The sequence below is a fragment of the Rhodococcus sp. IEGM 1318 genome, from assembly GCF_033142465.1.
Lineage (GTDB): Bacteria > Actinomycetota > Actinomycetes > Mycobacteriales > Mycobacteriaceae > Rhodococcus_F > Rhodococcus_F qingshengii_B.
On record NZ_JAWLSC010000002.1, the window covers coordinates 304,147 to 329,363 of the forward strand.

Sequence of the window (25,217 nt, forward strand, 5' to 3'; positions counted from 1 at the left end):
CGGGGAATCGCCGTACCCGGATCTCATGTGCCCGAAATTGACAGCTCGGCGATTACCCGATCACTACCAGTGAACGCAGGATCGACAGCCGCGTCCAACTTTCTTGAATGAACTCACAAGTACGTGACCACGGCCCGCGCACCTGCTACACCGCCGAAATCGAGTGGCGACAGAAGACACCACTGTGCTGAAGTGGCACTATGCAGAATTCTGTTCGACCGCTGTCCATCAACGACCTCGACCGTGCCGCCGAGGTTCTCGGCGAGGCTTTTGCCGACTATCCCTGGACGAACTGGTGCGTCGCCGAAGACTCTCACGTGGAACGGGTCGCCGCTCTACAACGGATCTACCTCGAACACCTGGCACTACCGTTCGGACGTTCATACATCGATGATTCAGGCAACGGCGTCATCGCAGTCCTGCCGCCCGACGCCCCGGAGCCTGATGAAGCGACTGTCGAGAAGATCGTGGAACTGCACGGAGATCGGTTCGAGCGCATTCTCCAGGCTGACGAACAACTGTCTGCGCTTCCCGCCCTCGAGCACGCGTGGTCGTTGGCAACGATCGGTACGACACCGCGTTCACAGGGCAGTGGATTGGGCTCTGGACTACTGAAACATGCTTTGGCGGAACTGGATCGAACCGAACAGACTTGCTGGCTCGATACGTCAACCGAACGGAATCTCCCGCTGTACCAACGGTTCGGTTTCACGATCGTCGGACAGACCTCGCTCCCCGACGGACCGGACGTATGGCGGATGCATCGACTTCAGGGCTGATTGTTCGACTTCAGCACTCGCCGAATCATTTTCGACAACGACGCGTATTGGGTGATCGTATTGACGGCGATCCACCTCGACACCGGCCACGTCCGGGTCCACGAGAAAACCCCGACCGACAGCAGTTGATCGTCGTCGAGAGTTTTCACATACCGACGCAGCGCTGCGACGGCCGCGCGCAAACGATCCCGAAGCTCTCGAACCGAGGTACCTGCACTCGCCTCGACCACCGACTGGTTCAGCGCGGGTGTTTGCGTCCACTTGTAACCCGCAGCCGGCGTCTGCGGTGTCTCGTCTCGCAATCCGGCACCTATCCACTCTACGACGGCCTCTGCCCACCAGACACGCAAAGAGAGTACGTCGTGCACCGTCCACGCATCGACGGCAATGGCGTCGAAAACATCGGCCTCGGCGGCGCTCTCGAGTAACGCGTCGAGTTTCGAATACGCCTTGTCCAGCTCACTCGCCAGTTCCTCGCGTGACAAGGTCTGCGCCACAATGCCTCCGAACTTTCGTCAAAAAATGGAAGAAGCGGAGCCATCGCAATCCGATGACCCCGCGTCCAACTTAACGTCTACCGAAGCTAGTTCAGTTCTCCCATGAATCTGTTGACGTTCTCGGCGATCTCCTTCGACTTGGTGTGGTGCAGGTAGTGGTCTCCGTCCAGCAAGACCAATTCACCATGATCGACCGATGCTGCCTGTCCTTCGTGCAGCTCTGTCCAGCCCTGGACCTTGGAATTCTGTACCGCGAACAACAGAATCGGAAGATCGGCCGGGAACGTCTTGCCGATCGCCGCGGCGAAGTTGCTCGAGAGGTGATCCATTTCGTTGAGGTACGTGTCGCTGAAGTTGTTCTTCGCGACCAGTCTGCTCATCTCTGCCTTCTCGGCTTCATCGAGGTATGCATCGGTTTCCTCGCTGCCACCGAGTTTCGCCAGGACGTCGGAGAAGCCCAATTTCTTTGCAACGCGGAAGGCTTCGATCGGGAACTTGGTGTCCATGTTCGGCTGCCCCGGGACGCTGCTGTCGATGCCCACGAAAGCGGTGACCTCGTCGCCGTACTTCGCTGTGTAGTCCAAGGCATAAACACCGGTGATCGAGTGACCCATGAGGATGTATTCGTCAATTCCCAAGGCCTGCACAGCCTCGTGTATCTCTTCGACGATGTTCTCAGCCGTGCGGTCCTTGTCGGTGGCGTCGCTGTATCCGTAGCCGAAGGGCTCGATCGTGACCACGCGGTAATCAGGGGCAAGCTCGTTGATGAGCGATTTGAAGTCGAGAATCGGTGCAGACGTTCCGAACCCCGGTAGCAGCACTATGGTCTGATCGCCGTTGCCGCGGATCGAGTAGCTCATGTTCTTTCCGTCTACGGACACGAACTGGTTGCCGGTTTCCCCGGTCGGAACACTCGCCTTGGCGGAGCCGACATTGAATACGAGCGCTATCGATACCAGCACAACCAGAACTACGGACACCGAAGCAAGAACCTTCAGTGCAACGGTACGAATCTTCTTCATTCTCATCCCCATCTTTTCGGGCGTCGATACGGCTAGGAAAGGCTCGACATCGAGGCCACACTTGTCTCGTCGAGCACACGCAACACGTTGTTGCCCATCAGCTTTGCCAAGTCTTCCGCAGACCAACCGCGTTCCGCCAGACGGTCTATCAACACCGCGAAACCGGATACGTCCTGCATACCGTCCGGAAAGTCGTCGAATCCATCGTAGTCACTACCCAAACCGATGTGGTCGATGCCCGCGACGTCTCGGGCATGCTCGACATGTTCGGCCAGATGGTCCACCGTCATCGCCGGCCGTGGGCCGACCCGCCCGCCTTTGAACCACTCGTTGTACTCGGAAGAAAGGAACATGGGCACAAAGGCGATCATGATGACCCCGCCGTTTGCCGCGAGCAGCCGCATGACGTCGTCGGGAACGTTGCGGGGGTGACCGCATAGCTGAGAGCAGGACGAATGGCTGAAGATCACCGGTGCCGACGACGTCTCGATGGCATCTCTCATCGTTTCCACCGAGACGTGCGACAGGTCGACGAGCACGCCGAGCCGGTTCATTTCGCGCACGATCTCGCGGCCGAAGTCCGTCAGCCCGCCGTGTACTCGCGTATCCGTCGCGGAGTCCGCCCACCCGGTGTTGTCGTTGTGCGTCAGAGTCATGTACCGAAGACCAAGGCGCGCCATCATTCTCAGGACGCCGAGCGAACTGCCGATGCTGTGACCGCCCTCTGCGCCTAACAATGACGCAACCTTGCCCTCGCTCCAGATGCGACGCACGTCGTCACCTGTACGCGCGAATTCGAAAGTATCCGGGTACCGCCCGATCATCCGGTACACATAGTCGATCTGTTCGAGTGTGTAATGGACAGCCTCGGCCTCCGTCCGGTCACACGGGGTGTAAACCGACCAGAACTGTGCACCGACGCCACCGCGACCGAGTTTGTCGATGTCGGTTTGGAAGATGGAATCCTTCTCGAGATTCTCCACCGAGTAGGCGGCAGTCTCGCGAGCCGTCCATGCCAGATCGTTGTGACCGTCGATGACCGGCGCAAGGCCGTAAGCATCCAGTGCCGCTGGGTGATTCACGTCCGGGAAAGGAGCGAGAGGTTTCATCATGAGTCTTCCTCGGGAAAGTAGTGCGGGCAGGTCGAGGGCCCTCATCGCCCTCGACCTGCCCGAGATTTCATCCAGCGGAGAGAATCATCTCGCCGCGACTAGTCGGAAATCTTCTTGAAAAGCCTGGTCATGTACAGATATTCCTCGCCATCGATCGTGAGATGAGCCATCTCACCCGAAGCGCTCTCGTTACTGATCGAGAACCGGGAAGCCGACAGAGGCACGACCTTGGTGGGCGGGGCCGGCGGCTCGCCGTCGATCTCGATCTTGGCGAAGTTCTGCACCTGGAATCCGCCGTCGTCGCCACGCGTGAGTTCGATGCGAACGGTTGTCGATTCATAGGTTCCGAGAATGTTCGACAGGTCGATGTCTTCTGCATTCGGCTCGGACTTCGGCTCCGGCAAAACGAGGTCGAGCTCCTGCGCGATCTCCTTCTCGATGTCGTGGGCCAGGGCACCGCCGCCACGCGAGTTGGTGACTACGGCCATGGCGAGACCGAGCTCGGGGAAGGTGTGAAAACGAGTGATCTGACCGATCGTCGCACCGCCGTGCTGCGCGGACGTCACACCGCCCCAGTCGGACAGGATCCATCCGAGACCCCAGGCCTGATCGACGCTCGAGACCGCGGTCAGGTCGAATTGCGGAGTGCGCATCAGGCGCGCGGACTCTTCGGACAGAATGCGTTCACCCGTCAATGCGAGGCCGTCACGCATATGTGCAGCACCGAAGGTCAGGAGCGAGCTGACGGATCCGGTGATGATGCCGGCCGGACCGATACCGCGGGGAAGCAGCCACTGCTTGGTCGGAACCACCTTGTCCGGCGACGTCCAATCCGGGTTGGCCACATGGCCGACAGCCGTGCGGAACAGCGGGGCGTCCTTGGCCTTGGTGATGATGTGCGTCAATCCGAGTGGCTTCCAGAGGTATTCGACCAACGCCTCGTCCCACGTCATCTCACGAAGAACCTCGACGATACGGCCGGCCACGGCGAAACCCGCGTTGCTGTAACTCAGATGCCCGCCGGGCTCGGTGACGCTGATCGCGGTCGCGAGTTCGTCGACGTACTTCTCGACGCAGTCGTCGCCGTCACCGGTGTCGTTGAACAGGTCTCCGTCGATACCGCTTGTGTGCGTGAGCAACTGGCGGATCGTGATTTCCTTCGTGTTGGAAGGATCTGCGATCGTGAACTCCGGAAGCACCTCCACCACCAGGGTGTCCAGCGTCAGCTTGCCCTCGTCGACGAGTTGCATGATCAGCGTCGTCGTCCAGATCTTGCTCGCGGATCCGTACTGGAACAGGGTGTCGGCATCGACGTCGACTCGCGTGTTCAGGCTCGTCACTCCGGTGGTGATCACGCGGATATCCGCAGTGCCGTCTTCACCCAGCGCGATCACACCGACCTGCGCGCCCGGTACCGAATGCTTGGCTGCCAGTTCGTCGAGGCGTTCCTGCCACTTCGGGGCGACAAGTAGGTCCTTTGGCAAGTCGGTCACAGGTCGAACTCCTTCGATCATGGAAGCCAGTGGCGTAGATGGCGTTGCTTCGATCCGCTCAGGTCTCACTCGTCGGGAAGTGAGGTTGCGGAAGCAATAGCCGTCCACCCATGATCTCAGTGTGCTCGCAGTCACGTCCTGGTCGATTGCACCGAAGTTGCACCCGAAAATGGTGCGATCGGACGAGCCTGTGTTCAGGATTCGCCATTCGAAACGATCAGCGCTCGAAGGTTCCTTCCAAGCGATTGCGTGAACCCGGATGGATCAAGCGCGCCGCACTGACCAACCCGTTGGCCGACCAGGTGCGGCGGCGAATCAGCAGGCATGGTTCCCCTCGATCGATGCGGAGCAGCTCGCATTCGTCCGGGCTCCCCAACACCGCTTCCACGACATGCTCACCGCGAACCAGAGGCGCAACGTCACTCAAGTAGTTGTTGGGGGTGATCGCAGTGAAGTCCTGGCGCAGATAGTCGGGCGCCTCGTTCGGATTCACGAACCGATCTTCCACCTGAATCGGAGTTTCGTCCTCGAAGTGCACCATCAGCGAATGGAACACCCGTTTGCCCACCGATTCACGAAGGAACGTCTGCCCGTGGTCGGTTTCTTCCTCACGAACGAAGACGACCTCGGTTCGATGACGGTGGCCGCGGCGCTGAATCTCGTCGGCGATGTTCTTGACTTCGAACAGCGGGGACGCGGTCTTCGTGGCGGCGACAAAGGTACCGACCCCCATCATCCGCACGATCAGACCGTCGTTGGTGAGTTCACGAAGCGCTCGATTGATCGTCATACGTGACAATCCCAGCGCACTCACCAGTTGGTTTTCCGAAGGCAGCTGATCGCCTTCGGTCCACCGACCCGAGTTGATCTGCGAGACCACGAGGTTCTTGACCCGTTCGTAGGCAGGGGCGGACTCGCCGCCTGCCTCGTTGAACAGCACGGCGAGTTCTGCGTCCACCTCGGCAATCGCCATCGCCACCACCCGTTCGTCGAAAACCACCGAGTCGGTTCTCCCGTTCGGCCTCCGAAGTCTATCCGCCTCGTGCACCTTTCCGATCCATCCGCGGGCGTCCGCGCCGGGCCTAACCCACCATGCGCCGCAATTGGCTCGTCGCAACCGAAAGCGCAGCAAGATCGTGTTGCCCGGATGCCTCGATCTCGGCGAGCGCGAGAGTGGACCTCTCGATTCTCGACGCATTCCTCTCTTCCCACCGGGAGAGTTTTTCCGCTGTCGAGTCACCCGCTTGCGCGTCGGCCAAGACGTCGAGGGTCAATGCCCGCACCGTCGAGTACAACTCGTCACGCAACGACAACCTGGCCAGCGCGTTCCACTTTCCGTCCTTGCTCAATGCTGACACTCGATTGAGCATCGGGACGAGCCCAACATGCTCACCGAGCCGGAAGTAAAGCTCGCCGGTCTCCGCGATTGTGCGATCGGCGAGGTCCGCGATCTCCACCACGTCCAGCAGCCCGAACTGGTCGAGCAGGATCTCCACTCGCCTGACCAGGTTCTCCGGCGCGCCCTTGTCCGTGATGAGGACAGTTCGCGCAGCCAGGTTCCGCTGATCTGCACCTACCAGCCAGCCATCGAGTTCGGCCGATGCCTCGGCGATGCGATCACCGAATCGGCTGATCTCCGCCCCGACGGCCAGCGGTTGAGGCCGACGCGTCAGCATCCACCGTGACGCGCGGTCGAGCAGTCGCCTGGTGAGCAGGATCAACTCGTCGGACACAGCAGTCGAGCTCGAGGCTTCTCTGATGTCGCGCCACAACTCCCACAGACCGAACACCTCGGACACCACGGTGAAGGCGCGTACTGCGTCCTCCGGATCAGCGCCGACCTCTTCACCGAGGCGATACACATAGGTGATGCCTCCCCGATCTACGACGCTGTTCGTCAGCACCGTCGCGACGATCTCGCGCCGCAGTGGGTGCCGGTCGAGGGCGTCGCCCCCTGCATCTCGAACGCCCTCCGGAAAGTAGTTCACCAGCGCCTTGCGGTAGATCTGGTTGTCGATCGAGCTTCCCGCCAACAGAGTGGATTTCAGATCGAGTTTGACGTGGGCCATCAATGTGGCGAGTTCCGGCGACGTCAGTCCCGTTCCCGCCTTCTCGGCCGCGGCGAACTGCTTCTTGGTCGGAAACCCTTCGATGACGCGGTCGACGATTCCGCGAGCCTCGAGGCTCGAAATCACTCTGCCGTGCACGCCGATCATCGCCCCCGCATCCGCACGTGTGGTGCCCATCAGTTCGTTCTGTGAACGGTTGTCTGCAAGAACGAGTTCGGCGACCTGATCGGTCAACGATTCGAGCAGTGCGTCGCGATGTGAGTCCGCGACGGCGCCTGAGCTGATCAGGGAGTCGAGAAGGATCTTGATGTTCACCTCGTGATCGGAGCAATCGACTCCCGCGGAATTATCGAGAGCGTCGGTATTGATCCGCCCGCCGATGCGCGCGTATTCGATCCGTCCGGCCTGGGTGAGGCCGAGGTTGCCTCCTTCACCGATCACACGTGCGCGCACTTCGTTGCCGTTCACCCGAACCGCGTCGTTACTCTTGTCACCGACTTCGAGGTCGGACTCACCGGAGGCCTTGACGTACGTTCCGATGCCGCCGTTCCACAACAGATCTGCCGGGGACCGCAGAATCGCCCGAACCAGTTGCGGTGGAGTCAATTCGGTGACGTCGTCCTCGAGGCCCAGCGCCTGTCGCATCTCGTCACTGATCGGAACGCGCTTTGCCGAGCGCTCCCACACTCCGCCGCCGGCACTGATCAGGGTCGGGTCGTAGTCGGCCCACGACGATCGTGGGAGCGAGAAGAGACGTGATCGCTCGTCGTACGAGCGCTCCGCTGCCGGGTTCGGGTCGACGAACACGTGCCGATGATCGAACGCCGCGATCAGGCGAATGTGATTGCTGCACAACATTCCGTTACCGAAGACGTCACCGCTCATGTCTCCGATCCCCACCGCGGTGAAGTCGTCGTGATGAGTATCGACGCCGAGCTCCCGGAAGTGCCGCTTGACACTTTCCCAGGCGCCCTTCGCCGTGATACCCATGGCTTTGTGGTCGTAGCCGACCGATCCGCCGGAGGCGAAGGCGTCGCCGAGCCAGAATCCGTACTCCGCAGCAACTTCGTTCGCGATGTCGGAGAACTTTGCAGTGCCCTTGTCCGCGGCGACAACAAGATATGTGTCGTCTCCGTCGTGGCGAACGACCCGTCGCGCTGCGACAACGGCGCCGCTCTGTTTGTCGACGTTGTCGGTGAGATCAAGTAGTCCGCGAATGAAGGATCGGTAGCACTCGATCCCGGCCGCCAAGGTAGCTTCTCGGTCTGCGTCTACACCCTGCCCTGGAACCGGCGGGCGTTTGACGACAAATCCGCCCTTCGCGCCGACAGGCACGATGACTGCGTTCTTGACTGCCTGCGCCTTCACCAATCCCAGGACCTCGGTGCGGAAGTCCTCTTTCCGATCCGACCAGCGCAAGCCGCCGCGGGCAACCGTACCGAAGCGAAGGTGCACACCTGCTACATCGGGTGAGTACACGAATATCTCGAACTTCGCTCGAGGGAAGGGCAGTACGGACAGCTTCTCCGAATCGAACTTCAACGAGAGTGCGCCGAGCGATTCGGTGCCATAGACGAAGTAGTTGGTACGCAACGTGTTACGGACCAGTTCGGACAATGCACGCAGGATCCGATCGGCGTCGAGTCCTTGCACTTGTGCCACGGCCGTTTCCATCTCCGCTGCTGCACGCGCACCTCGATCTCCGTCTACGACGTCGGGATCAAAACGGCTCTCGAACAATTCGCACAGACCAGCGGCGATCTCGGGATGATCGGCAAGTACCTCGGCGACGCGACTGGTGCTGTACGGAAATCCTGCTTGCTGCAAGAACTCCGCGTATGCCCGCAGCACCACTACCTGTTTCCAACCGAGTCCGGCGATCGCGACAAGTTCGTTGAACGAGTCCGGCTCGGCGGAGCCGTTTCGAACCGCGGCAAACGTCGCCGCGAACCGCGCGGCAAAGTTGTCGAAGCCTTCGACCGGCGCACTCGGATAGCCGAGCGTGAACTCGTAGATCCAGGACTGTTCCGAGCCTGCCGAGACGAGCTCGTACGGACGCTCGTCGACCACTTCGACGCCTAGGCTCTGCAATACGGGCAGCACCTCGCCCAACGAGAGCGGATCACCCGATACGTACAGCCCGAGACGGTGAGTACCGGGTCCGTCGACAGATCGGGCCAACCGTGGACTTACTTCTCCGGGCGCGAGGCCCTCGAACACCGCCATGTCCTCGGCGGCTCGGACAGCGTCGAAATCCTGCTTGTATGCCACCGGAACTCGCTCGGCGAACCGAGCACGCCTGCGCCGCTCGTCGTAGTGCGAAGCATCCAGAACGAATCGCTCGTCCCATGTCAGGCACGCGTCAACGACGAGGTCCCGAATCTCCCGTGCTTGTCGCGCCGACGCGAAGTTCGCGCCGCCGCCGACTGCGGCCGTGAAATGTACGACGGCCAAGGGGGATTCCGAGACTCGACTGGAGAACTCGATATTGCGGGCACCGAGTGCGTCGGCGAGTACCGACTCGGCCGTTGTTCTGATCGTCGTACTGAACTTCTCGCGCGGAACGAAGAGCAACGCCGACAACTCTTGGTCCGGCCCAGCCGCAGGAGAACATCCCACCGGTTGCAAGAAAAGATGGATCGACGTGCGGCCGTCCACCGAAGTGAGTTCGTCCAGCGCGTCCGCGATTCGGGCCGGCTCGGCTGCAAACAGCACTGTGATCGGGATCGACTGGATTACTGCCAGCATCGATTGTCCGACAAACGAATCGACGGTGGATCCGGAGGCATCGAAGATGTCTGCGACACGTCCACGCACGAGCGGGGTTCGTCGAACATCCGAGACAAGGCCGGTCGCGGTCAAGGACCCGATGAACCGGTACGCACGGTCACCGACAGACACATCGATCTCGGTGGCGTAGGCGGAGCCACCGAACCCTTGCCCGAGAGACACCACCCCGACCGAGAGGGGCGCCGCTTTCGAATCCGAAGAGCCGGTTGGATCGGGGAGCACGCCGAGAGTCTTCGTCTCCTCGCCGTCGATTGTCCGCGCTCCGCCGACGACGCTGAAGTTTCCGGCGCTGCACCACCGGAGGAAGTCAGCCTCTTCTGCGTAGCCATCCGAGTCCAGTTGCTCGCGAGCCTCGTCGACAAGATCCCGCAGGGGTAAGGAATCGCGGAAGGCATGCGCGATTCGGTCGAGGATTCCGTCGACGTCCTCCGCGATCACCTGCGCCTGCTCGTCCGAACAATGTGCGGGTAGTCCTATGTGAATCCATGATTCGGTGCGCTCACCAATCTGGGCGCCTCCGGTGCTGTGCGCCGGTTGCACGACTGTGCCAAGCACGGGGTGCACCACGAATTCCGGTTCCATGCGAGCGCGGGCGAGTGTCGCCAGGACCGCTTCGACGAGCTGCGGCATGTCGTCGCCGACGTATTGAATCGCCGGGCCGTCCCCTAACTCCCCGGCCGGCGCGAGTCGCGAGATCGACGAATTATGTCCTCGCCGACGCGAAAGGTCCATGTGCGCGGCGACGATCGCACGCTTGCGGTCTTCGGCAAGCGCAGCGTATCGATCCGCCGACAAGCCCTCGAAATACGTACTGGACACCCTCCTCACATTCTCGGAGTCCGGTGTCATGTCGACTGAAACGAGGCTCATGTCAGCACCTTCCGCCGAAAGCCACGCTGCTTCCGACTTGTAGGGGGTTCGATCCGCGATCAACTTGTCTATACAGGAGTAGACAAGTTGATCATTGCAGAACGTGAGCCGCGACACAACAGCTACACCTCTGGACAAATTCGCCACCCTCGGCCATAGTCAGTCCATGCCAACTAGTGGCAATTTGATTCCATTAGATGAAATTCGTTAGACACCTCGCCTCGAAGGAGCCCCCGTGACCACCCAGACCGCGCCCGACATCGACAACATTGATCTCGCAGAGTTCCGCAGCACCGTCCGAGCCTTCGCCAACGCCGAGGTTCACCCCGGTGCGGCCGCACGCGACGAGTCAAAAGAGTTCCCGGCGCAGCTGGTCAAGCGCCTCGGGCAGCAGGACCTGATGGGCATTTCCGTGCCGGAGGAATTCGGCGGACTGGGTCTCTCGACACGAACCCAACTGGTCGCCATCGAGGAGGTTGCACGCACCGACGCCGCTCTGGCGTCGATCTACACCGCGCACTACCTGGGCCTCGAGCCGATTCTCGTCGGCGGCTCCGAAGAGCAGAAGCATCGCTGGTTGCCCCAGTTGGCTTCAGGCGAACTACTGGCCGGCTTCGCACTCACCGAACCCGACGCCGGATCCGACATCGCGTCGATGCGTACCGTCGCTCGACGCGAGGACGACGGCTGGCATCTCTCCGGATCCAAGACGTACATCTCCAACGCGAAGGAAGCCGACCTGGTCGTGCTCTTCGCCAAGACGGACCCGAGCGCAGGATTCCGCGGCATCACCGCCTTCGTCGTCCCCAAGGGCACTCCGGGAATCAGTTACTCGGAGCCGCAGGACAAGATGGGAATTCGTTCAGCTCCGACATACACCGTCTACCTCGACGACGTCGTGTTGCCGCTCGACTCGGTGATCGGCACCGAAGGTCGCGGCGGCAACATCGCCTTGACCGCACTGAACCGAGCGCGCATCGACGTAGCGGCAATGGCGAACGGCATCGCTTTGCGCGCTTGGGAACTGGGACGTGAGTACGCAACGGAGCGAAAGCAGTTCGGCACGCCGATCTTCGACTTCCAGGCAATTCAACTCCTCCTCGGTGGCTGCGATGCACAACTGGTCGCATCACGCGTCACCGCAGACTGGGCCGCCGACGTCAAGGACACCGGCCAGGACATCCGTCGCGCCGCATCGATCTCGAAGTACGTTGCCACCGAAGCCTGCTTCTCGATCGTCGATCAAACCGTGCAGATCCACGGCGGCGCGGGATTCATGCGCGAATCGGAAATCGAACGCCTGTACCGCGATTGCCGCATTCTCCGCATCTTCGAGGGCACCTCGCAGATCCAACTGCTCACCATTGCCGGCAACGCTCCGTCGCCGCGTTCCACCGATTTCTGAAAGGCGCGGACATGTCTGCACTTCCCCCACTCGACGGCATCCGGGTCATCGACCTCTCTCGCGTCCTCGCCGGGCCCTACTGCACCGCACTGCTTTCCGACGCCGGTGCGGACGTCGTCAAGATCGAATCCGAACACGGTGAAGACTCGAGGCACCTCGGCCCGTTCCGCGACGGTGAAAGCATCTACTTCAACGTGCTCAATCGTGGCAAGCGTTCGGTGGCACTCAACCTCAAGAACGACGAGGACCGTGAGGCGCTGCTGACGCTCATCGAGACCGCCGACGTCGTCGTGGAAAACTTTCGCCCGGGCGTCACCAAGCGCCTGGGAATCGACTACGAGGCTGTGCGGGCTCGCAATCCGCGGATCGTGTACGCGTCGATCTCCGGTTTCGGCCAGGACGGCCCCATGTCCGGCGCCGCCGCCTACGACCTTGTAGTCCAGGCTCTTTCGGGAATCATGAGCATCACCGGCTCGGAAGAATCCGGGCCGACACGGCTGGGCGAGTCGTTCGGAGACCTGGTCGCCGGGCTGTTCGCTGCCTGGGGAATCAGTACCGCCCTGCTGAGCGCGCGGGCGACCGGGCTCGGGCAGCATCTGGACGTCGCGATGTTCGACAGCATGCTCGCCATGCTGCCGACAGCACACAGCCAACTGCAATCCACCGGGCTCACTCCCCCACGCGTCGGCAACCGTCATCCAGTGTCCACACCGTTCGACACCTATCGGGCCGACGACGGACTCTTTGTCCTCGCAGTTGCGAGCCAATCCGGCTTCGAGAAATTGGCGCAGACGATGAATCGCATCGACCTGATCGCAGATCCCCGATTTGCCGACGACACCGCCCGGACTGAGAACGAGCCGGCACTGCGCAAGGACATCGAAAACTGGGCTGCCGGAAAGACCGTCGCCGACGTGGTCGGCATTCTCGGCGACGCGGGCCTCGCCGGCTCGGAGATCTGGGACGTTCAGCAGGCACTCACCTCCGCACAGGCCGAGTATCGCGGAGTCGTCCAATCGTTCGAGCACCCGGTAGCAGGAAAGATCTCCTACGTACGACAACCCGTCGTCTTCGGTGAGAGCCAGCGCCCCGTTGTCCGCCGCAGCCCCCTGCTGGACGAGCACCACGGTGAGGTACTGCCGGGGTCGCGATAGATTCAGCGCAGACAACCCTCGGCACTTGGAGTAGGACATGGCCCCCGGCGACGTGACCCGCAGCGCGAATCGCACGTTCGAACTTCTCGGTGCGATCGTCGAGCATGGCGGGTTGACGCTCGGCGACGCCGCCAAGGCAACCGATCTGGCAACCAGTACCGCGCTTCGCCTGATCAGAAGCCTCGAACAAACCGAGTTCGTCGTTCGCGGCGAGGACAACGTCTATCGCGTCGGCCCACGGCTACTGCAGATCGGAGCTCGCGCTCTCGGCGACAATCAACTGTTGCCGAGAGCCCGGCCCGCGATGAAAGCCATCGCCGAAACCACGAGGGAGTCGACCTACCTGTCGACGATGGGACCGAAAGACACTGCGCTGTATCTCGATCAGATCGAGGGCACGCACGCGATCCGCCACATGGGGTGGGTGGGCCAGAGCGTCCCCCTGAACGGCACCGCCGTCGGCGCTGCGTTGAGCGGCAAGGTCGGTGAGAGCGGATACGCCATTGCGCACGACACCATCGAGGACCACTCGACCGGAGTTGCCGCGCCGATCTACAACGCAGTCGGTCAGATAGCCGGAGCGCTCAGCGTCGTCGGCCCGACATTCCGTCTGACGGACGAGGTCTGCGCCAGCCACGGTCGCGTCTTGGTGGAGCACTGCGCCCGGTTGTCCGCGGAACTCGGCAGCCAGACTCCCTGAGCCACCCCGAGCGCTTGGCGATTCAGTCTCGTATCCGAGCGCTTGGCGATTCAGTCTCGTATCCGAGACAATGTGGGTCCCCCGCTAGCTCCTCCGACCTACCTGTAAGGACACACCCATGAGCACGAGCCGCGTGAAATCCGCTGAGCGTGTGCTCGACGTGCTCGATCTGCTGGCTCGCCGGGGTGTGCCGCTGGCGACCGCGGACATCTCCAGCGCCCTCGACCTACCCAAGAGCACGACGCATCATCTGCTCAATGTCATGCGGGATCGACGGTTCGTCTCGTACTGGGCTGATCAACGCGCCTGGACTCTGGGTGTCTCGGCGTTCGAAGTCGGTGCGTCGTACATGCGATCCGGCCCACTGCACCGCGAGGGCCAACGATTCATGCTGGCACTCACGCAGTCGACGGACGAGACCTCCCACCTGGCGGTACTTCAAGGTTCTGACGTCATCTACCTCGACAAACGTGAACCGCTCAAGCCGGGCGTGCGGTTGGTGACCGAGATCGGGACCCGCCTTCCGGCGCACCTCACCGCAGTCGGGCGGGCAATTCTGAGCCGCCTGGACGCGGAACAGATCAGCGCGCTGTACGAGGGGTACACCTGGCCGACGCGGACCGGAACGGGACCGTCGACCCTCGCCGAACTGCGAAACCTGCTCGCCGAAGCACGCGAGAGCGGGTATGCGGTCGAAGAGAATGCGACGACATCCGGGATCAATTGCATCGCCAGCCCCGTGATCACACGGGACGGTCGTCCGGTCGCAGCTCTCGGCGTCACCTTCCTCTCCGGCTCCAAATCGGCCGAGGAGAGTGCCCTGATCGCCGACCGAGTGCGCACCGTCAGCGCCGAGTTCTCCGCCGACCTCGGCGATCGAATGGTGGAGACCCCGACCGCCGACATGTAACAAAATTCTCCCCTGCGTACTTCTCGGGCCTTGTTTTCGTCTCATATTCAAGACTAGAGTCTCGTATACAAGACTTACTAAATCACTGCCGCACCATTGGAGTCCCATGAACGCCACCCCTGCCACCCAGACAGCCACCCGAACCATCCAGGTCGGAATCGGCGCTGTCACCATCGCCGACGTCGTCGACGTCGCACGAAACGGTTACGGCGTCGCGTTGACCGCCGAGTCCCTCGCCGCGATCGCCGAAAGTCGTGCACGCATCGAAGCCCTGGCCGCAGACCCCACGCCGGTGTACGGCGTTTCCACGGGATTCGGCGCGCTTGCCACCCGGCACATCCCGGAGCATCTACGGACGCAGTTGCAGCGCAGCCTGATCCGCTCGCATGCGGCAGGTTCGGGGCCGGAGGTCGAACGCGAAGTGATCCGGGCCTTGATGCTGCTACGCCTGTCGACGCTCGCCACCGGACGGACCGGAGTGCGCCCCGTGGTCGCGCAGGCGTACGCCGACCTACTTACCGCAGGCATCACTCCGGTGGTGCACGAATACGGCAGCCTCGGATGCTCGGGAGATCTGGCACCACTGGCGCACGTGGCGATGGCAATCATCGGTGAAGGTTCCGTTCGCACCGCCGACGGTGAACTCACCGATGCCGCAACGGCATTGGCCGACCATGGCCTCGAACCGGTGGTTCTAGCCGAGAAGGAAGGCCTCGCACTGATCAACGGTACCGACGGGATGCTCGGCCAATTGGCCCTCGCGATCACCGATCTCGATCATCTACTCAAGCTGGCCGACATCGCTGCCGCGATGAGCGTGGAGGGTCTGCTCGGCACCGATCAGGTATTCGCCGCAGATCTTCAGGCGCTTCGCCCCCACCCCGGACAGGGTGCAGCGGCCTCGAATATGGTGCGGTTGCTGGCCGCCTCCCCGATCGTCGCCAGCCATACTGGCCCTGACTGCACCAGGGTTCAGGACGCGTACTCACTGCGGTGCGCTCCGCAGGTCGCCGGCGGCGCACGTGACACCGTCGATCATGCCCGCCTCGTCGCCGGACGCGAATTGGCCAGTGCTGTCGACAATCCCGTTGTCACCCTCGACGGGCGGGTTCGGTCGAACGGCAACTTCCACGGCGCTCCCGTGGCCTACGTCTTGGACTTCCTCGCCATCGTGACCGCGGACGTCGCGGGCATCAGCGAACGCCGCACCGACCGCTTCCTCGACGTTGCGCGCAATCACGGCTTGACTCCCTTCCTCGCCGACGACCCCGGAGTCGACAGCGGACTGATGATCGCGCAGTACACGCAAGCTGCCGTCGTGTCCGAACTCAAGCGACTCGCGAGCCCCGCCAGCGTCGATTCGATTCCTTCCTCGGCCATGCAGGAAGATCACGTCTCCATGGGATGGTCGGGTGCACGCAAGCTCCGCCGGTCCATCGACGGTCTCACCAGGGTTCTCGCCATCGAGATACTGACTGCAGCACGAGGAATCGATCTCCGGTCCCCACTCGAGCCCTCCCCCGCCACCGGAGCGGTTCTCCGGACGCTACGCGAGAAGGTGCAGGGACCGGGTACCGATCGCTTCCTGTCGCCCGAGATCGAGGCGGCAGTGGACTTGGCCGCATCCGGCGCACTCGTTGCCGCCGCGGAGAACGCGATCGGTGCCCTGGCATGACCGCGCCCGGAGCGCTGAGGCCTCGTCCTCGACCCGAAATCGAAGCACTTCCTCGATACTCCAAAGCAGCCGGCCTCGAGCAGGTTCGGTGGCGGGCGTCGAGCAACGAGTCGACGGTTGCACCCTCGGCCGCAATTCTCGACGCCGTCAATCTCGCGGCGTCACAATCACACTTGTACCCGTCGTTGTTCGGCGACACGCTGATCGCCCGGTTGAGCGATCGCCTGGGCGTCGGCGACGACCAGGTGTTGGTCGGCGCCGGGTCGTTGGCACTGCTCCAGCAGGTATTGACTGCGTACACGGGTCCGGGCACCGAAGTCGTCTACCCGTGGCGCAGCTACGAGGCGTACCCGATTCTGATCGGAATCGCCGGAGCGAGCGGTGTACCTGTCGCACTCGATTCCGAACATCGACACGATCTGAGTGCGATGGCGGCAGCCGTGACTCCGCAGACCCGCGCGGTACTCGTCTGCAACCCCAACAATCCGACCGGAAGCGAGTTCTCGACCGCGGAGTTCGTCTCGTTCGCCCGCTCGATCCCAGGTGACGTCCTCATCCTTCTGGACGAGGCTTACCGTGAGTTCGCGACCAGCGATGTCGACGGCGTCGACCTGCTTCGAGCCTTTCCCAACATCGCCGTCTTCCGAACCTTCTCCAAGGCTTACGGATTGGCCGGCCTGCGTGCCGGCTATGCCATCACCAACTCGGCGATTGCAGCGGACCTTCGTAGCGCGGCGCCCCCCTTCGGTCTCAGCGCAGTTGCCGAGGCCGCGGCCTGCGCAGCGTTGACCGATCCGGCGCACACCGATTCGATAGTCGAAACGGTAACCGAGGGTCGCGCTCACCTACGTGAGCAATTGGCTCTGCGCGGCGTCGAGTCCGTCCCCAGCGGAGCCAACTTCGTCTGGATCCCTGTCGGCGAGAGAGCTTCTGCACTCGAAGCGGCTTGCGTCGCCCAGGGTGTCTCGGTCCGGATGTTCCCTCGTGAGGGGGTTCGGGTCACCGTCGGCGAGCGGGCCGCAGAAGACGCCGTGATCTCTGCTGTGGACGCTCTCGCACAAAACCTTTGACCGACTGGAGAAAAGAATGTCCGTCCACGAACTTGCTCGGTCGATCGGTTCGAGTCGCCTGATCACCGACCCGGCGGTAATGGACTCGTACCGCCGCGACGAGGCCCATCTCGCCGAACCCGGCCATCCGGTAGCCGTCATGCTCGCCGAAACAGCGGCCGACATTTCCGAGGCTCTGAAATGGGCTACTGCTCACCGTATCCCGGTGGTAACCCGCGGTGCGGGAACCGGTTTGGCGGGCGGCGGGGCAGCCGTCGAGGGCTGCCTGGTCATCTCGACCACTCGCATGCGCTCGATTCTCGAGGTCAATCCGGACGATCAGCTCGCTGTCGTGGAGGCCGGGGTGATCAACGCCGACATCAGCCGAGCCGCAGACGAGTACGGGCTGATGTACGCCCCGGATCCGAGCAGTTTCGAGATCTCCACGATCGGCGGGAACATCGCCACCAACGCTGGTGGACTTCGATGCGTGAAGTACGGCGTCACCCGCGATTCAGTCTTGGGCCTCGAGGTGGTACTCGCCGACGGGCGGATCGTGCGAACGGGCCGAAGGACCGTCAAAGGTGTTGCGGGATACGACCTGACGAGCCTTCTCGTCGGTTCGGAAGGAACTCTCGGAGTCGTCACGAGCGCCACACTCAAGCTTCAGCCCAAACCCAAGAGAGCACCGGTCACCGTCGTCGGCAGTTTCGATTCTCTCCGCTCGGCAGCGGACGCAGTTGCCGCTGTGGTTCGTGACGGGATCGGGCCGAGCCTGCTCGAACTGATCGATCGAGCAACGCTTCGCGCAGTCGACGACTGGAAACGAATCGGATTGGAGGACAACACTGCCGCGATGCTGATCGCGCAGACAGACGGGGTCGACGCCGAAGCAGCAGCAGCGGCGATGCAGAAACACTTCGAGCAGGCCGGCGCCGATTTTGTCGCCGTCTCGCAGGATGCATCGGAAGCCGCGCAGCTACTCGAGATCCGCCGGCTCGCCTACCCGGCGTCCGAACGTCTCGGGCAATGCCTCGTGGAAGACGTCGGAGTTCCGCGGTCGAAACTGCCCGACATGCTCGAAAGTATCGACCGGGCCGCTGCCGAGCACTCGGTGAAGATCATGACGGTCGCCCATGCGGGTGACGGCAACGTCCACCCGACGTTCGTATTCGACCGCACCGAAGACGGCTCGGCCCCCGAAGCCGTGTGGACCGCCGCGGACGAGGTCTTCCGACGTGCTCTCGAGCTCGGCGGGACTCTGACCGGAGAGCACGGCGTCGGCGTTCTGAAGCGTCGCTGGCTCTCTCTCGAGCTCGGCGAGGACAGCATGCAACTGCACCGATCGATCAAGGCCGCGTTCGATCCGCTCGGAATCCTCAACCCGGGTAAGGGTTTCTGATTCCCGAGTGGTGTTACACAGCATTTACGTGAAAACGGGTTCCGGGTATTGACGCCTGTATATACAGGCATATACATTTATCCGCAGTGACAGTGACCCAGCGCACAGAGCGCCGAGCAACAGGCACAAAGCACGAAGAAGGTGGGCAATACCCCGACGTCGATTCCGTCGCTCGACGGGCTCGCAGCAGAAAGACAGGCCTATGACTCACGATGGACCGGCCGAGGTCATCCTCACTCCGGAACGACGCACTATCGACGTCGTCCCGGATGCAGAACGACACGGCACCCCGCGCAGCCAGTTCACTCTCTGGTTCGGCGCCAACATGCAGATCACTGCAATCGTCGACGGTGCCCTCGCCGTCGTATTCGGCGCCGACGCCATCTGGGCGATCGTCGGACTTCTGATCGGCAATATCTTCGGTGGCGCTGTCATGGCGCTGCACTCTGCACAGGGTCCGCGCATGGGCCTCCCCCAGATGATCTCGAGTCGCGCACAGTTCGGCGTCAAGGGAGCCGTCGTCCCGCTCGTTCTCGTCATTTTGATGTACCTCGGCTTCGCTGCCACGGGCACCGTGTTGGCCGGACAAGCCGTCAACAAGATCCTGCACATCGACAGCCCCACCGTCGGCATCGTCGTCTTCGGTCTCCTCACCGCATTCGTCGCCGTCACCGGCTACAAGCTCATCCACATCGTCGGCAAGGTCGCGACCGTCGTCGGCATCGTCGGATTCTCCTACCTGGCCGTTCGACTGTTCCTCGAGTACGACGTCGCCTCGTTCGTCGGCATCAAGGGCTTCGACATCGTCACCTTCCTGCTCGCGATCTCGTTGGGTGCCGGTTGGCAGCTCACCTTCGGCCCGTATGTCGCCGATTACTCGCGGTACCTGCCGCGCAGCACCTCCGAGAGCACCACCTTCTGGTCGACGTTCCTCGGCAGCGTCATCGGATCGCAGTGGTCCATGACCTTCGGCGTCCTCGTCGCGGCCTGCGCCGGTGATGCGTTTCTGGGTAACCAGGTCGGTTTCATGGGAGACCTGGCCGGGCCGGCCGCCATCGCCTTCCTCATCTACTTCGTCATCCTGGTCGGCAAGCTGACGGTGAACGTGCTCAACGCCTACGGCGGATTCATGTCGATTCTGACCACCGTCACAGCATTCAACGGACAGTCACGAATCTCGAGCACCGCACGCACCCTCTACATCCTCGGTTTCACTGCGATCTCGGTACTGATCGCGATCGCCGCCAGCGCCGACTTCCTGGACAACTTCAAGAACTTCGTCCTGGTGTTGCTGATGGTGTTCACGCCGTGGAGTGCGATCAATCTGATCGACTACTACCTGATCTCCAAGGAGCGCATCGACATTCCGGCGCTCTACGACGTCAACGGTCGATACGGAGCCTGGAACTTCACTGCCTTGGCCTGCTACGCCGCAGGTGTTCTCGCCCAGATCCCGTTCCTCGCACAGAAGATGTACACCGGCCCCGTCACGGACATGCTCGGCGGCGCCGACATCTCTTGGATCGTCGGGATCGTATTCACCGGCCTGATCTACTACCCACTCGCCAAGCGCACCAGCAATCCGCCTGCGTCGATGATCTACCCCGATCACACCACGATGACCGACTCTCGCGTCTGATCCCCCACCACTTTTCGAACTTCAGTACAGCTGGAACTTCAGCGAGCAAGGAGAACACAATGGAAATCAGCACCCCCGGCCACGAGCCGCGCCCCGTCCGTGCTCCCCGCGGCCCCGAGCTCACGACGCTCGGTTGGCAGCAGGAGGGCGCCCTGCGCATGCTCATGAACAACCTCGATCCCGATGTTGCCGAGCACCCGGACAGCCTCGTCGTCTACGGCGGAACCGGTCGCGCAGCACGTAGTTGGGCCGCATTCGACGCCATGGTCGCCACGCTGAAGACGCTGAAGAACGACGAGACCATGCTGGTGCAGTCCGGCAAGCCGGTCGGCGTCTTCCGCACCAACGAGTGGGCACCGCGAGTGCTGATCGCCAACTCCAACCTTGTCGGTGACTGGGCCAACTGGGAGGAGTTCCGCCGTCTCGAAGACCTCGGCCTGACCATGTACGGCCAGATGACCGCCGGCTCCTGGATTTACATCGGCACGCAGGGAATCCTGCAGGGCACCTACGAGACCTTCGGCGCCATCGCGAAGAAGCGCTACAACGGCTCACTCGCCGGAACCATCACCCTCACTGCAGGTCTCGGCGGCATGGGCGGCGCTCAGCCACTCGCCGTCACGATGAACGACGGTGTCGCGATCTGTGTCGACTGCGACATCACCCGGATCGACCGTCGTATCGCCCACAAGTACCTCGACACCAAGGCCGACAGCATCGAGCACGCGCTCGAACTGGCGACCGCGGCACGTGACGCCAAGAAGCCGCTCTCCATCGGCCTCGAAGGCAATGCGGCAGAGATCTTCCCGGCGCTGCTTGAGATGAAGGCCCCCATCGACATCGTCACCGATCAGACCTCGGCGCACGATCCACTCGCCTACCTGCCGATCGGCATCGACTTCTCCGACATGAAGATCATGTCGGAGAAGGATCCACAGAAGTTCACCGAAGATTCCCGCAACGCGATGGCCGCGCACGTCAAGGCCATGGTCGGATTCATGGACGCCGGCGCCGAGGTGTTCGACTACGGCAACTCCATCCGTGACGAAGCCCGCAAGGCCGGCTACGACCGCGCTTTCGACTTCCCCGGATTCGTTCCGGCCTACATCCGCCCGCTCTTCGAAGAAGGACTCGGCCCCTTCCGCTGGGCAGCGCTCTCCGGTGACCCCAAGGACATCGAGGCCACCGACAAGGCCATCCTCGAACTCTTCCCCGAGAACGAGCACCTGCGGCGCTGGATCACCATGGCAGGCGAAAAGGTTGCCTTCGAAGGCCTTCCGGCCCGCATCTGCTGGCTCGGATACGGCGAGCGTCACCTCGCCGGCCTCAAGTTCAACGAGATGGTCGCCTCGGGCGAGCTGTCCGCACCGATCGCCATCGGCCGCGATCACCTCGACTCGGGATCGGTCGCCTCGCCGTACCGCGAAACCGAATCGATGATCGACGGGTCCGACGCCATCGCCGACTGGCCGCTGCTCAATGCCCTGGTCAATACCGCGTCCGGCGCTTCGTGGGTTTCACTTCACCAGGGTGGCGGCGTCGGTATGGGACGCTCCATCCACGCGGGTCAGGTGTGCATTGCCGACGGCACCGAACTCGCAGCCAAGAAGCTCGAAGCAGTTCTCACCAACGACCCCGGTATGGGCGTCATCCGGCATGCGGATGCAGGATACGACCACGCCATCGACACGGCAGCCACGCGCGGCGTCCGAATCCCGATGACCGAGAACTGAAACAGCTCCACCACCTCACACTGAGTTAGGAATTACATTGACCACGAATGGTTCTCGAACCACAGTTCTGACCAACATCGGAACCCTCGTCACCAATGACCCGACTCTGGGTGAGGGCAAGCTCGGCGTACGACACGACGCGGCAATAGTCTTCGACGACGGCGTTGTTGCTTGGGTCGGCGATTCCGCCGACGCCCCGGCTGCCGATATCGGTCAGGATATCGGCGGTCGGGCACTGCTCCCCGGTTTCGTGGAGAGTCACTCACACCTGGTGTTCGGTGGCGAGCGGGCCGAGGAATTCGCAGCTCGGATGGCGGGCGAAAAGTACGCCGCCGGCGGCATTCGCAACACCATCGAAGCGACGCGCTCGGCCACCGACGAGCAATTGCAGGCCAATGTTCGGCGCCTACTCGCCGAATCCCTGCGCTCGGGCAGCACAACCGTCGAATGCAAGACCGGGTACGGGCAGAACACCGAGAGCGAACTACGCAGCGCGCTGATCGCGGGGCAGTTCACCGACGAGGTCACACTGCTGGCCGCCCACGTTCCACCACCCGAATATGCCGGCCGCGCCGATGATTACGTCGCCATGGCGTGCGACGAGATGATCCCTGCCTGTGCGCCACATGCGAAGTGGATCGATGTCTTCTGCGAGCGAGGGGCATTCAACCGCGAACAGGCACATGCAGTCCTGAGCGCAGGCGTCGCCGCCGGGCTGATCCCCCGCGTCCACGGAAACCAACTCGGCGAAGGGCCAGGAGTCCAGCTCGCCGTCGAGATGGGTGCCGCGTCCGTCGATCACGTCACCTACGTCACCGCCGAAGACATCGATGCCCTGGCTCAGAGTTCCACCGTCGCAACACTGTTGCCCGGCGCCGACTTCTCCACCCGCAACAAGTACCCCGACGCCCGCGCACTTCTGGACGCCGGAGTCACCGTAGCTCTGGGCGCCGACTGCAACCCCGGCACCTGCTACACCACCAGCCTTCCGTTCTGCATCGCAATTGCGGTGCGAGACATGCATATGACGCCCACTGAGGCGGTCTGGGCAGCCACTGCAGGTGGCGCCCGCGCGCTACAACGTACCGACGTCGGAACCCTTTCTCTCGGAACACGTGCCGACGCCATCGCGCTCGATGCACCGTCGTACCTCCACCTCGCCTATCGCCCGGGCGTGCCTCTGGTGCGCGAGGTCTGGAAAAACGGCGCACTCGCCACCAGCTACTGAAATACACTCACCGGGAGGCCGTCGTGGCACATCAGATCGCAGTCGACATCGAACCCAAGCCGTGGACCGGCCGCTCCGACGGTACCTCTGCCGAGCATCTGCGGTGGCATCATGCCGTACAACCGTATTCAGTCGAAACCGCGCCTGGCGACTGTGTTCTGATCGGGTTCTCCAGCGACGAAGGAGTCCGCCGCAACAAGGGCCGTCGCGGTGCCGCGGACGGCCCGGACGCATTGCGAGCCGGGTTGGCTTCCATGGCGCTGGCCGAACCGCTGCAGATTCAGGACGTGGGAACCGTTGCCGTGTCGGGTGAGGAACTCGAGGCCGGTCAAGCCGCACTCGGGAACGCAGTCAGCGCTGCGCTCGATTCGGGACACTTCCCCGTGGTTCTCGGAGGAGGACACGAAATCGCCTATGGTACTTACCTCGGCGTCGCGGGCTCCAAGTTGCGGACCGCCGGAGCCAAACTCGGAATTCTCAACTTGGATGCGCACTTCGATCTACGTGGCGATCCGATCCCCAGCTCCGGCACGCCCTTTCGTCAGATCGCCGAGGACGAAGCCGCGGCCGGTACCTCGCATCAGTACAGCGTGATCGGAATCAGCCAGCCCAGCAACACCACTGCTCTGTTCGACACGGCCCACCGTCTCGGCGTTCGCTATCTGCTCGACGAAGAATGCGGAGTGATCGATCGAGGCGTCGTGGATCAGTTCCTCGCAGACTTCCTCGACGACGTCGATCTGGTCTACCTGACCATCGACCTCGACGTACTTCCTGCCGCCGTGGCGCCGGGCGTCAGCGCACCCGCGGCCTACGGTGTCAGCCTGGAAACCATCCAGTACGTATGTGATCGAGTCACGTCCAGCGGAAAGCTCGCGGTTCTCGATGTCGCCGAACTGAACCCGAGCCTCGACGTCGACAATCGCACTGCCCGAACGGCTGCTCGCCTGATCCACAGGATAGTCACGAAGCACGTGCCGATTCAGCGCTAGCCTCGGCGTGCCTCGAGCGCATCGAGGATGAGATCTAGACCGTAGGCGAACTCACTCGTGTGGTCGTAAGCCGAACTCAGACCGTGGTCGACGATCATCTCGTGAAGGAAGGGCAGCTCTTCGACAGGAAGGCGCTCGAGGATGTCACTCGCAACTTCTTCGACGTCGCCGGGTGCGCTCATCGGTAGATTCGCCTCCTGGAGAACATATCCGCCGATGTAGCTGTCGATCAGCGAGGCCCCGTGGGCGGCCATCGGCAGCGTGAACCCCGCCTTCCGGAAAACTCCCAGCACAGCGTCGAGATGACGCAAAGTCGCCGGGCCAGGGTTGCGTCGCGAATCCAGCAGGCCGAGAGCCCAACGGTGCTGAGACAGGACTGTGCGAGCGGAAAAGGCGCGGCCGCGGATCGCATCTCGCCAATCCTCACACTTGCTGTCGGGCAGGTCGATCGCCTCGAAGACCGCATCGACGACGCCGTCGAGAATCGCATCTTTGTTGGGCACGTGGTGGTAGAGCGACATCGCCTCGATGCCCAACTCCTGGGCCACCCGTCGCATCGTGACGGCCTCGACACCACCCGCGTCGGCAACTCGGATGGCACCCTCGATCACGCGAGTTCTGCTCAGCGACTGTCGCGGTTGCCGTGACACACAGACTCCCCTCGGCGGAACGAATACGCTGACAACCTTACATACGTA

19 protein-coding genes are annotated in these 25,217 nt (G+C 62.5%); 12 read left to right on the forward strand and 7 right to left on the reverse strand.

What is annotated here, in order from left to right; all coding sequences use genetic code 11:
- Nucleotides 1-200: 200 nt before the first annotated feature.
- Nucleotides 201-779, forward strand: coding sequence for a GNAT family N-acetyltransferase (locus R4P65_RS05670; protein ID WP_317825771.1), 579 nt, complete (start codon nt 201-203; stop codon nt 777-779).
- On the opposite strand, the gene R4P65_RS05675 is transcribed toward R4P65_RS05670, so the two are convergent.
- From R4P65_RS05675 to R4P65_RS05700, 6 genes are all read right to left on the reverse strand, one after another.
- Complete coding sequence (locus R4P65_RS05675; protein ID WP_317825772.1) at nt 770-1,276, reverse strand: ClbS/DfsB family four-helix bundle protein; 507 nt, start codon at nt 1,274-1,276, stop codon at nt 770-772. The genes R4P65_RS05670 and R4P65_RS05675 overlap by 10 nt on opposite strands.
- 86 nt (nt 1,277-1,362) lie before the next feature.
- On the reverse strand, nt 1,363-2,298 hold the full coding sequence (locus R4P65_RS05680) for an alpha/beta hydrolase (protein WP_317825773.1): 936 nt from the start codon (nt 2,296-2,298) through the stop codon (nt 1,363-1,365).
- 32 nt (nt 2,299-2,330) lie between these two features.
- Nucleotides 2,331-3,410, reverse strand: coding sequence for a dipeptidase (locus tag R4P65_RS05685; RefSeq protein WP_317825774.1), 1,080 nt, complete (start codon nt 3,408-3,410; stop codon nt 2,331-2,333).
- 98 nt (nt 3,411-3,508) lie between these two features.
- Nucleotides 3,509-4,903 carry a serine hydrolase domain-containing protein gene (locus R4P65_RS05690; RefSeq protein ID WP_317825775.1) on the reverse strand — a complete coding sequence of 465 codons (1,395 nt, stop codon included), beginning with the start codon at nt 4,901-4,903 and terminating at the stop codon, nt 3,509-3,511.
- A 217-nt stretch (nt 4,904-5,120) separates the two neighbouring features.
- Nucleotides 5,121-5,876: a histidine utilization repressor gene (hutC, locus tag R4P65_RS05695; RefSeq protein WP_230815477.1), complete on the reverse strand. Its 756-nt coding sequence runs from the start codon at nt 5,874-5,876 to the stop codon at nt 5,121-5,123.
- A gap of 109 nt (nt 5,877-5,985) precedes the next feature.
- Nucleotides 5,986-10,632 carry an NAD-glutamate dehydrogenase gene (locus R4P65_RS05700; RefSeq protein WP_317825776.1) on the reverse strand — a complete coding sequence of 1,549 codons (4,647 nt, stop codon included), beginning with the start codon at nt 10,630-10,632 and terminating at the stop codon, nt 5,986-5,988.
- A gap of 235 nt (nt 10,633-10,867) precedes the next feature.
- Between R4P65_RS05700 and R4P65_RS05705 the strand changes: the two genes are divergently transcribed.
- The 11 genes from R4P65_RS05705 (at nt 10,868) to hutG (ending at nt 24,519) form a co-directional block, all read left to right on the forward strand.
- On the forward strand, nt 10,868-12,037 hold the full coding sequence (locus R4P65_RS05705; protein ID WP_317825777.1) for an acyl-CoA dehydrogenase family protein: 1,170 nt from the start codon (nt 10,868-10,870) through the stop codon (nt 12,035-12,037).
- An 11-nt stretch (nt 12,038-12,048) separates the two neighbouring features.
- Complete coding sequence (locus R4P65_RS05710) at nt 12,049-13,191, forward strand: CoA transferase (protein WP_317825778.1); 1,143 nt, start codon at nt 12,049-12,051, stop codon at nt 13,189-13,191.
- Between the two features lie 37 nt (nt 13,192-13,228).
- The gene (locus R4P65_RS05715; RefSeq protein WP_166809096.1) at nt 13,229-13,891 is read left to right on the forward strand and encodes an IclR family transcriptional regulator; all 663 of its coding nucleotides are present in this window, start codon (nt 13,229-13,231) and stop codon (nt 13,889-13,891) included.
- Nucleotides 13,892-14,009: 118 nt separating this feature from the next.
- On the forward strand, nt 14,010-14,801 hold the full coding sequence (locus tag R4P65_RS05720; protein WP_095968444.1) for an IclR family transcriptional regulator: 792 nt from the start codon (nt 14,010-14,012) through the stop codon (nt 14,799-14,801).
- Between the two features lie 106 nt (nt 14,802-14,907).
- Nucleotides 14,908-16,476, forward strand: a complete 1,569-nt coding sequence (gene hutH / locus R4P65_RS05725) for a histidine ammonia-lyase (protein ID WP_317825779.1) — start codon at nt 14,908-14,910, stop codon at nt 16,474-16,476.
- Nucleotides 16,473-17,546 (forward strand): histidinol-phosphate transaminase, encoded by a 1,074-nt coding sequence (locus R4P65_RS05730; RefSeq protein WP_317825780.1) that lies wholly within the window; start codon nt 16,473-16,475, stop codon nt 17,544-17,546. Before hutH ends, R4P65_RS05730 begins: the two co-directional genes overlap by 4 nt.
- A gap of 16 nt (nt 17,547-17,562) precedes the next feature.
- Entirely contained in the window at nt 17,563-18,927 is a 1,365-nt protein-coding gene (locus tag R4P65_RS05735; protein ID WP_317825781.1) for an FAD-binding oxidoreductase, read from the forward strand.
- A 202-nt stretch (nt 18,928-19,129) separates the two neighbouring features.
- Nucleotides 19,130-20,566 carry a purine-cytosine permease family protein gene (locus R4P65_RS05740; protein ID WP_230815262.1) on the forward strand — a complete coding sequence of 479 codons (1,437 nt, stop codon included), beginning with the start codon at nt 19,130-19,132 and terminating at the stop codon, nt 20,564-20,566.
- Nucleotides 20,567-20,625: 59 nt separating this feature from the next.
- Nucleotides 20,626-22,299, forward strand: a complete 1,674-nt coding sequence (hutU, locus tag R4P65_RS05745; protein ID WP_069145580.1) for a urocanate hydratase — start codon at nt 20,626-20,628, stop codon at nt 22,297-22,299.
- A 37-nt stretch (nt 22,300-22,336) separates the two neighbouring features.
- Nucleotides 22,337-23,527: an imidazolonepropionase gene (gene hutI, locus R4P65_RS05750; protein ID WP_317825782.1), complete on the forward strand. Its 1,191-nt coding sequence runs from the start codon at nt 22,337-22,339 to the stop codon at nt 23,525-23,527.
- Between the two features lie 23 nt (nt 23,528-23,550).
- Nucleotides 23,551-24,519: a formimidoylglutamase gene (gene hutG, locus R4P65_RS05755; RefSeq protein WP_317825783.1), complete on the forward strand. Its 969-nt coding sequence runs from the start codon at nt 23,551-23,553 to the stop codon at nt 24,517-24,519.
- On the opposite strand, the gene R4P65_RS05760 is transcribed toward hutG, so the two are convergent.
- Nucleotides 24,516-25,169 (reverse strand): TetR/AcrR family transcriptional regulator, encoded by a 654-nt coding sequence (locus tag R4P65_RS05760; RefSeq protein WP_317825784.1) that lies wholly within the window; start codon nt 25,167-25,169, stop codon nt 24,516-24,518. The genes hutG and R4P65_RS05760 overlap by 4 nt on opposite strands.
- Nucleotides 25,170-25,217 lie beyond the last annotated feature (48 nt).

What these genes read in the sequence shown, in the direction of transcription:
- R4P65_RS05670 (WP_317825771.1), top strand. Translation starts at nt 201, where the DNA reads ATGCAGAATTCTGTTCGACCGCTGTCCATCAACGACCTCGACCGTGCC.
- R4P65_RS05680 (WP_317825773.1), bottom strand. Translation starts at nt 2,298, where the DNA reads ATGAAGAAGATTCGTACCGTTGCACTGAAGGTTCTTGCTTCGGTGTCC.
- R4P65_RS05685 (WP_317825774.1), bottom strand. Translation starts at nt 3,410, where the DNA reads ATGATGAAACCTCTCGCTCCTTTCCCGGACGTGAATCACCCAGCGGCA.
- hutC (WP_230815477.1), bottom strand. Translation starts at nt 5,876, where the DNA reads ATGGCGATTGCCGAGGTGGACGCAGAACTCGCCGTGCTGTTCAACGAG.
- R4P65_RS05700 (WP_317825776.1), bottom strand. Translation starts at nt 10,632, where the DNA reads ATGAGCCTCGTTTCAGTCGACATGACACCGGACTCCGAGAATGTGAGG.
- R4P65_RS05710 (WP_317825778.1), top strand. Translation starts at nt 12,049, where the DNA reads ATGTCTGCACTTCCCCCACTCGACGGCATCCGGGTCATCGACCTCTCT.
- R4P65_RS05715 (WP_166809096.1), top strand. Translation starts at nt 13,229, where the DNA reads ATGGCCCCCGGCGACGTGACCCGCAGCGCGAATCGCACGTTCGAACTT.
- R4P65_RS05720 (WP_095968444.1), top strand. Translation starts at nt 14,010, where the DNA reads ATGAGCACGAGCCGCGTGAAATCCGCTGAGCGTGTGCTCGACGTGCTC.
- hutH (WP_317825779.1), top strand. Translation starts at nt 14,908, where the DNA reads ATGAACGCCACCCCTGCCACCCAGACAGCCACCCGAACCATCCAGGTC.
- R4P65_RS05730 (WP_317825780.1), top strand. Translation starts at nt 16,473, where the DNA reads ATGACCGCGCCCGGAGCGCTGAGGCCTCGTCCTCGACCCGAAATCGAA.
- R4P65_RS05735 (WP_317825781.1), top strand. Translation starts at nt 17,563, where the DNA reads ATGTCCGTCCACGAACTTGCTCGGTCGATCGGTTCGAGTCGCCTGATC.
- R4P65_RS05740 (WP_230815262.1), top strand. Translation starts at nt 19,130, where the DNA reads ATGACTCACGATGGACCGGCCGAGGTCATCCTCACTCCGGAACGACGC.
- hutU (WP_069145580.1), top strand. Translation starts at nt 20,626, where the DNA reads ATGGAAATCAGCACCCCCGGCCACGAGCCGCGCCCCGTCCGTGCTCCC.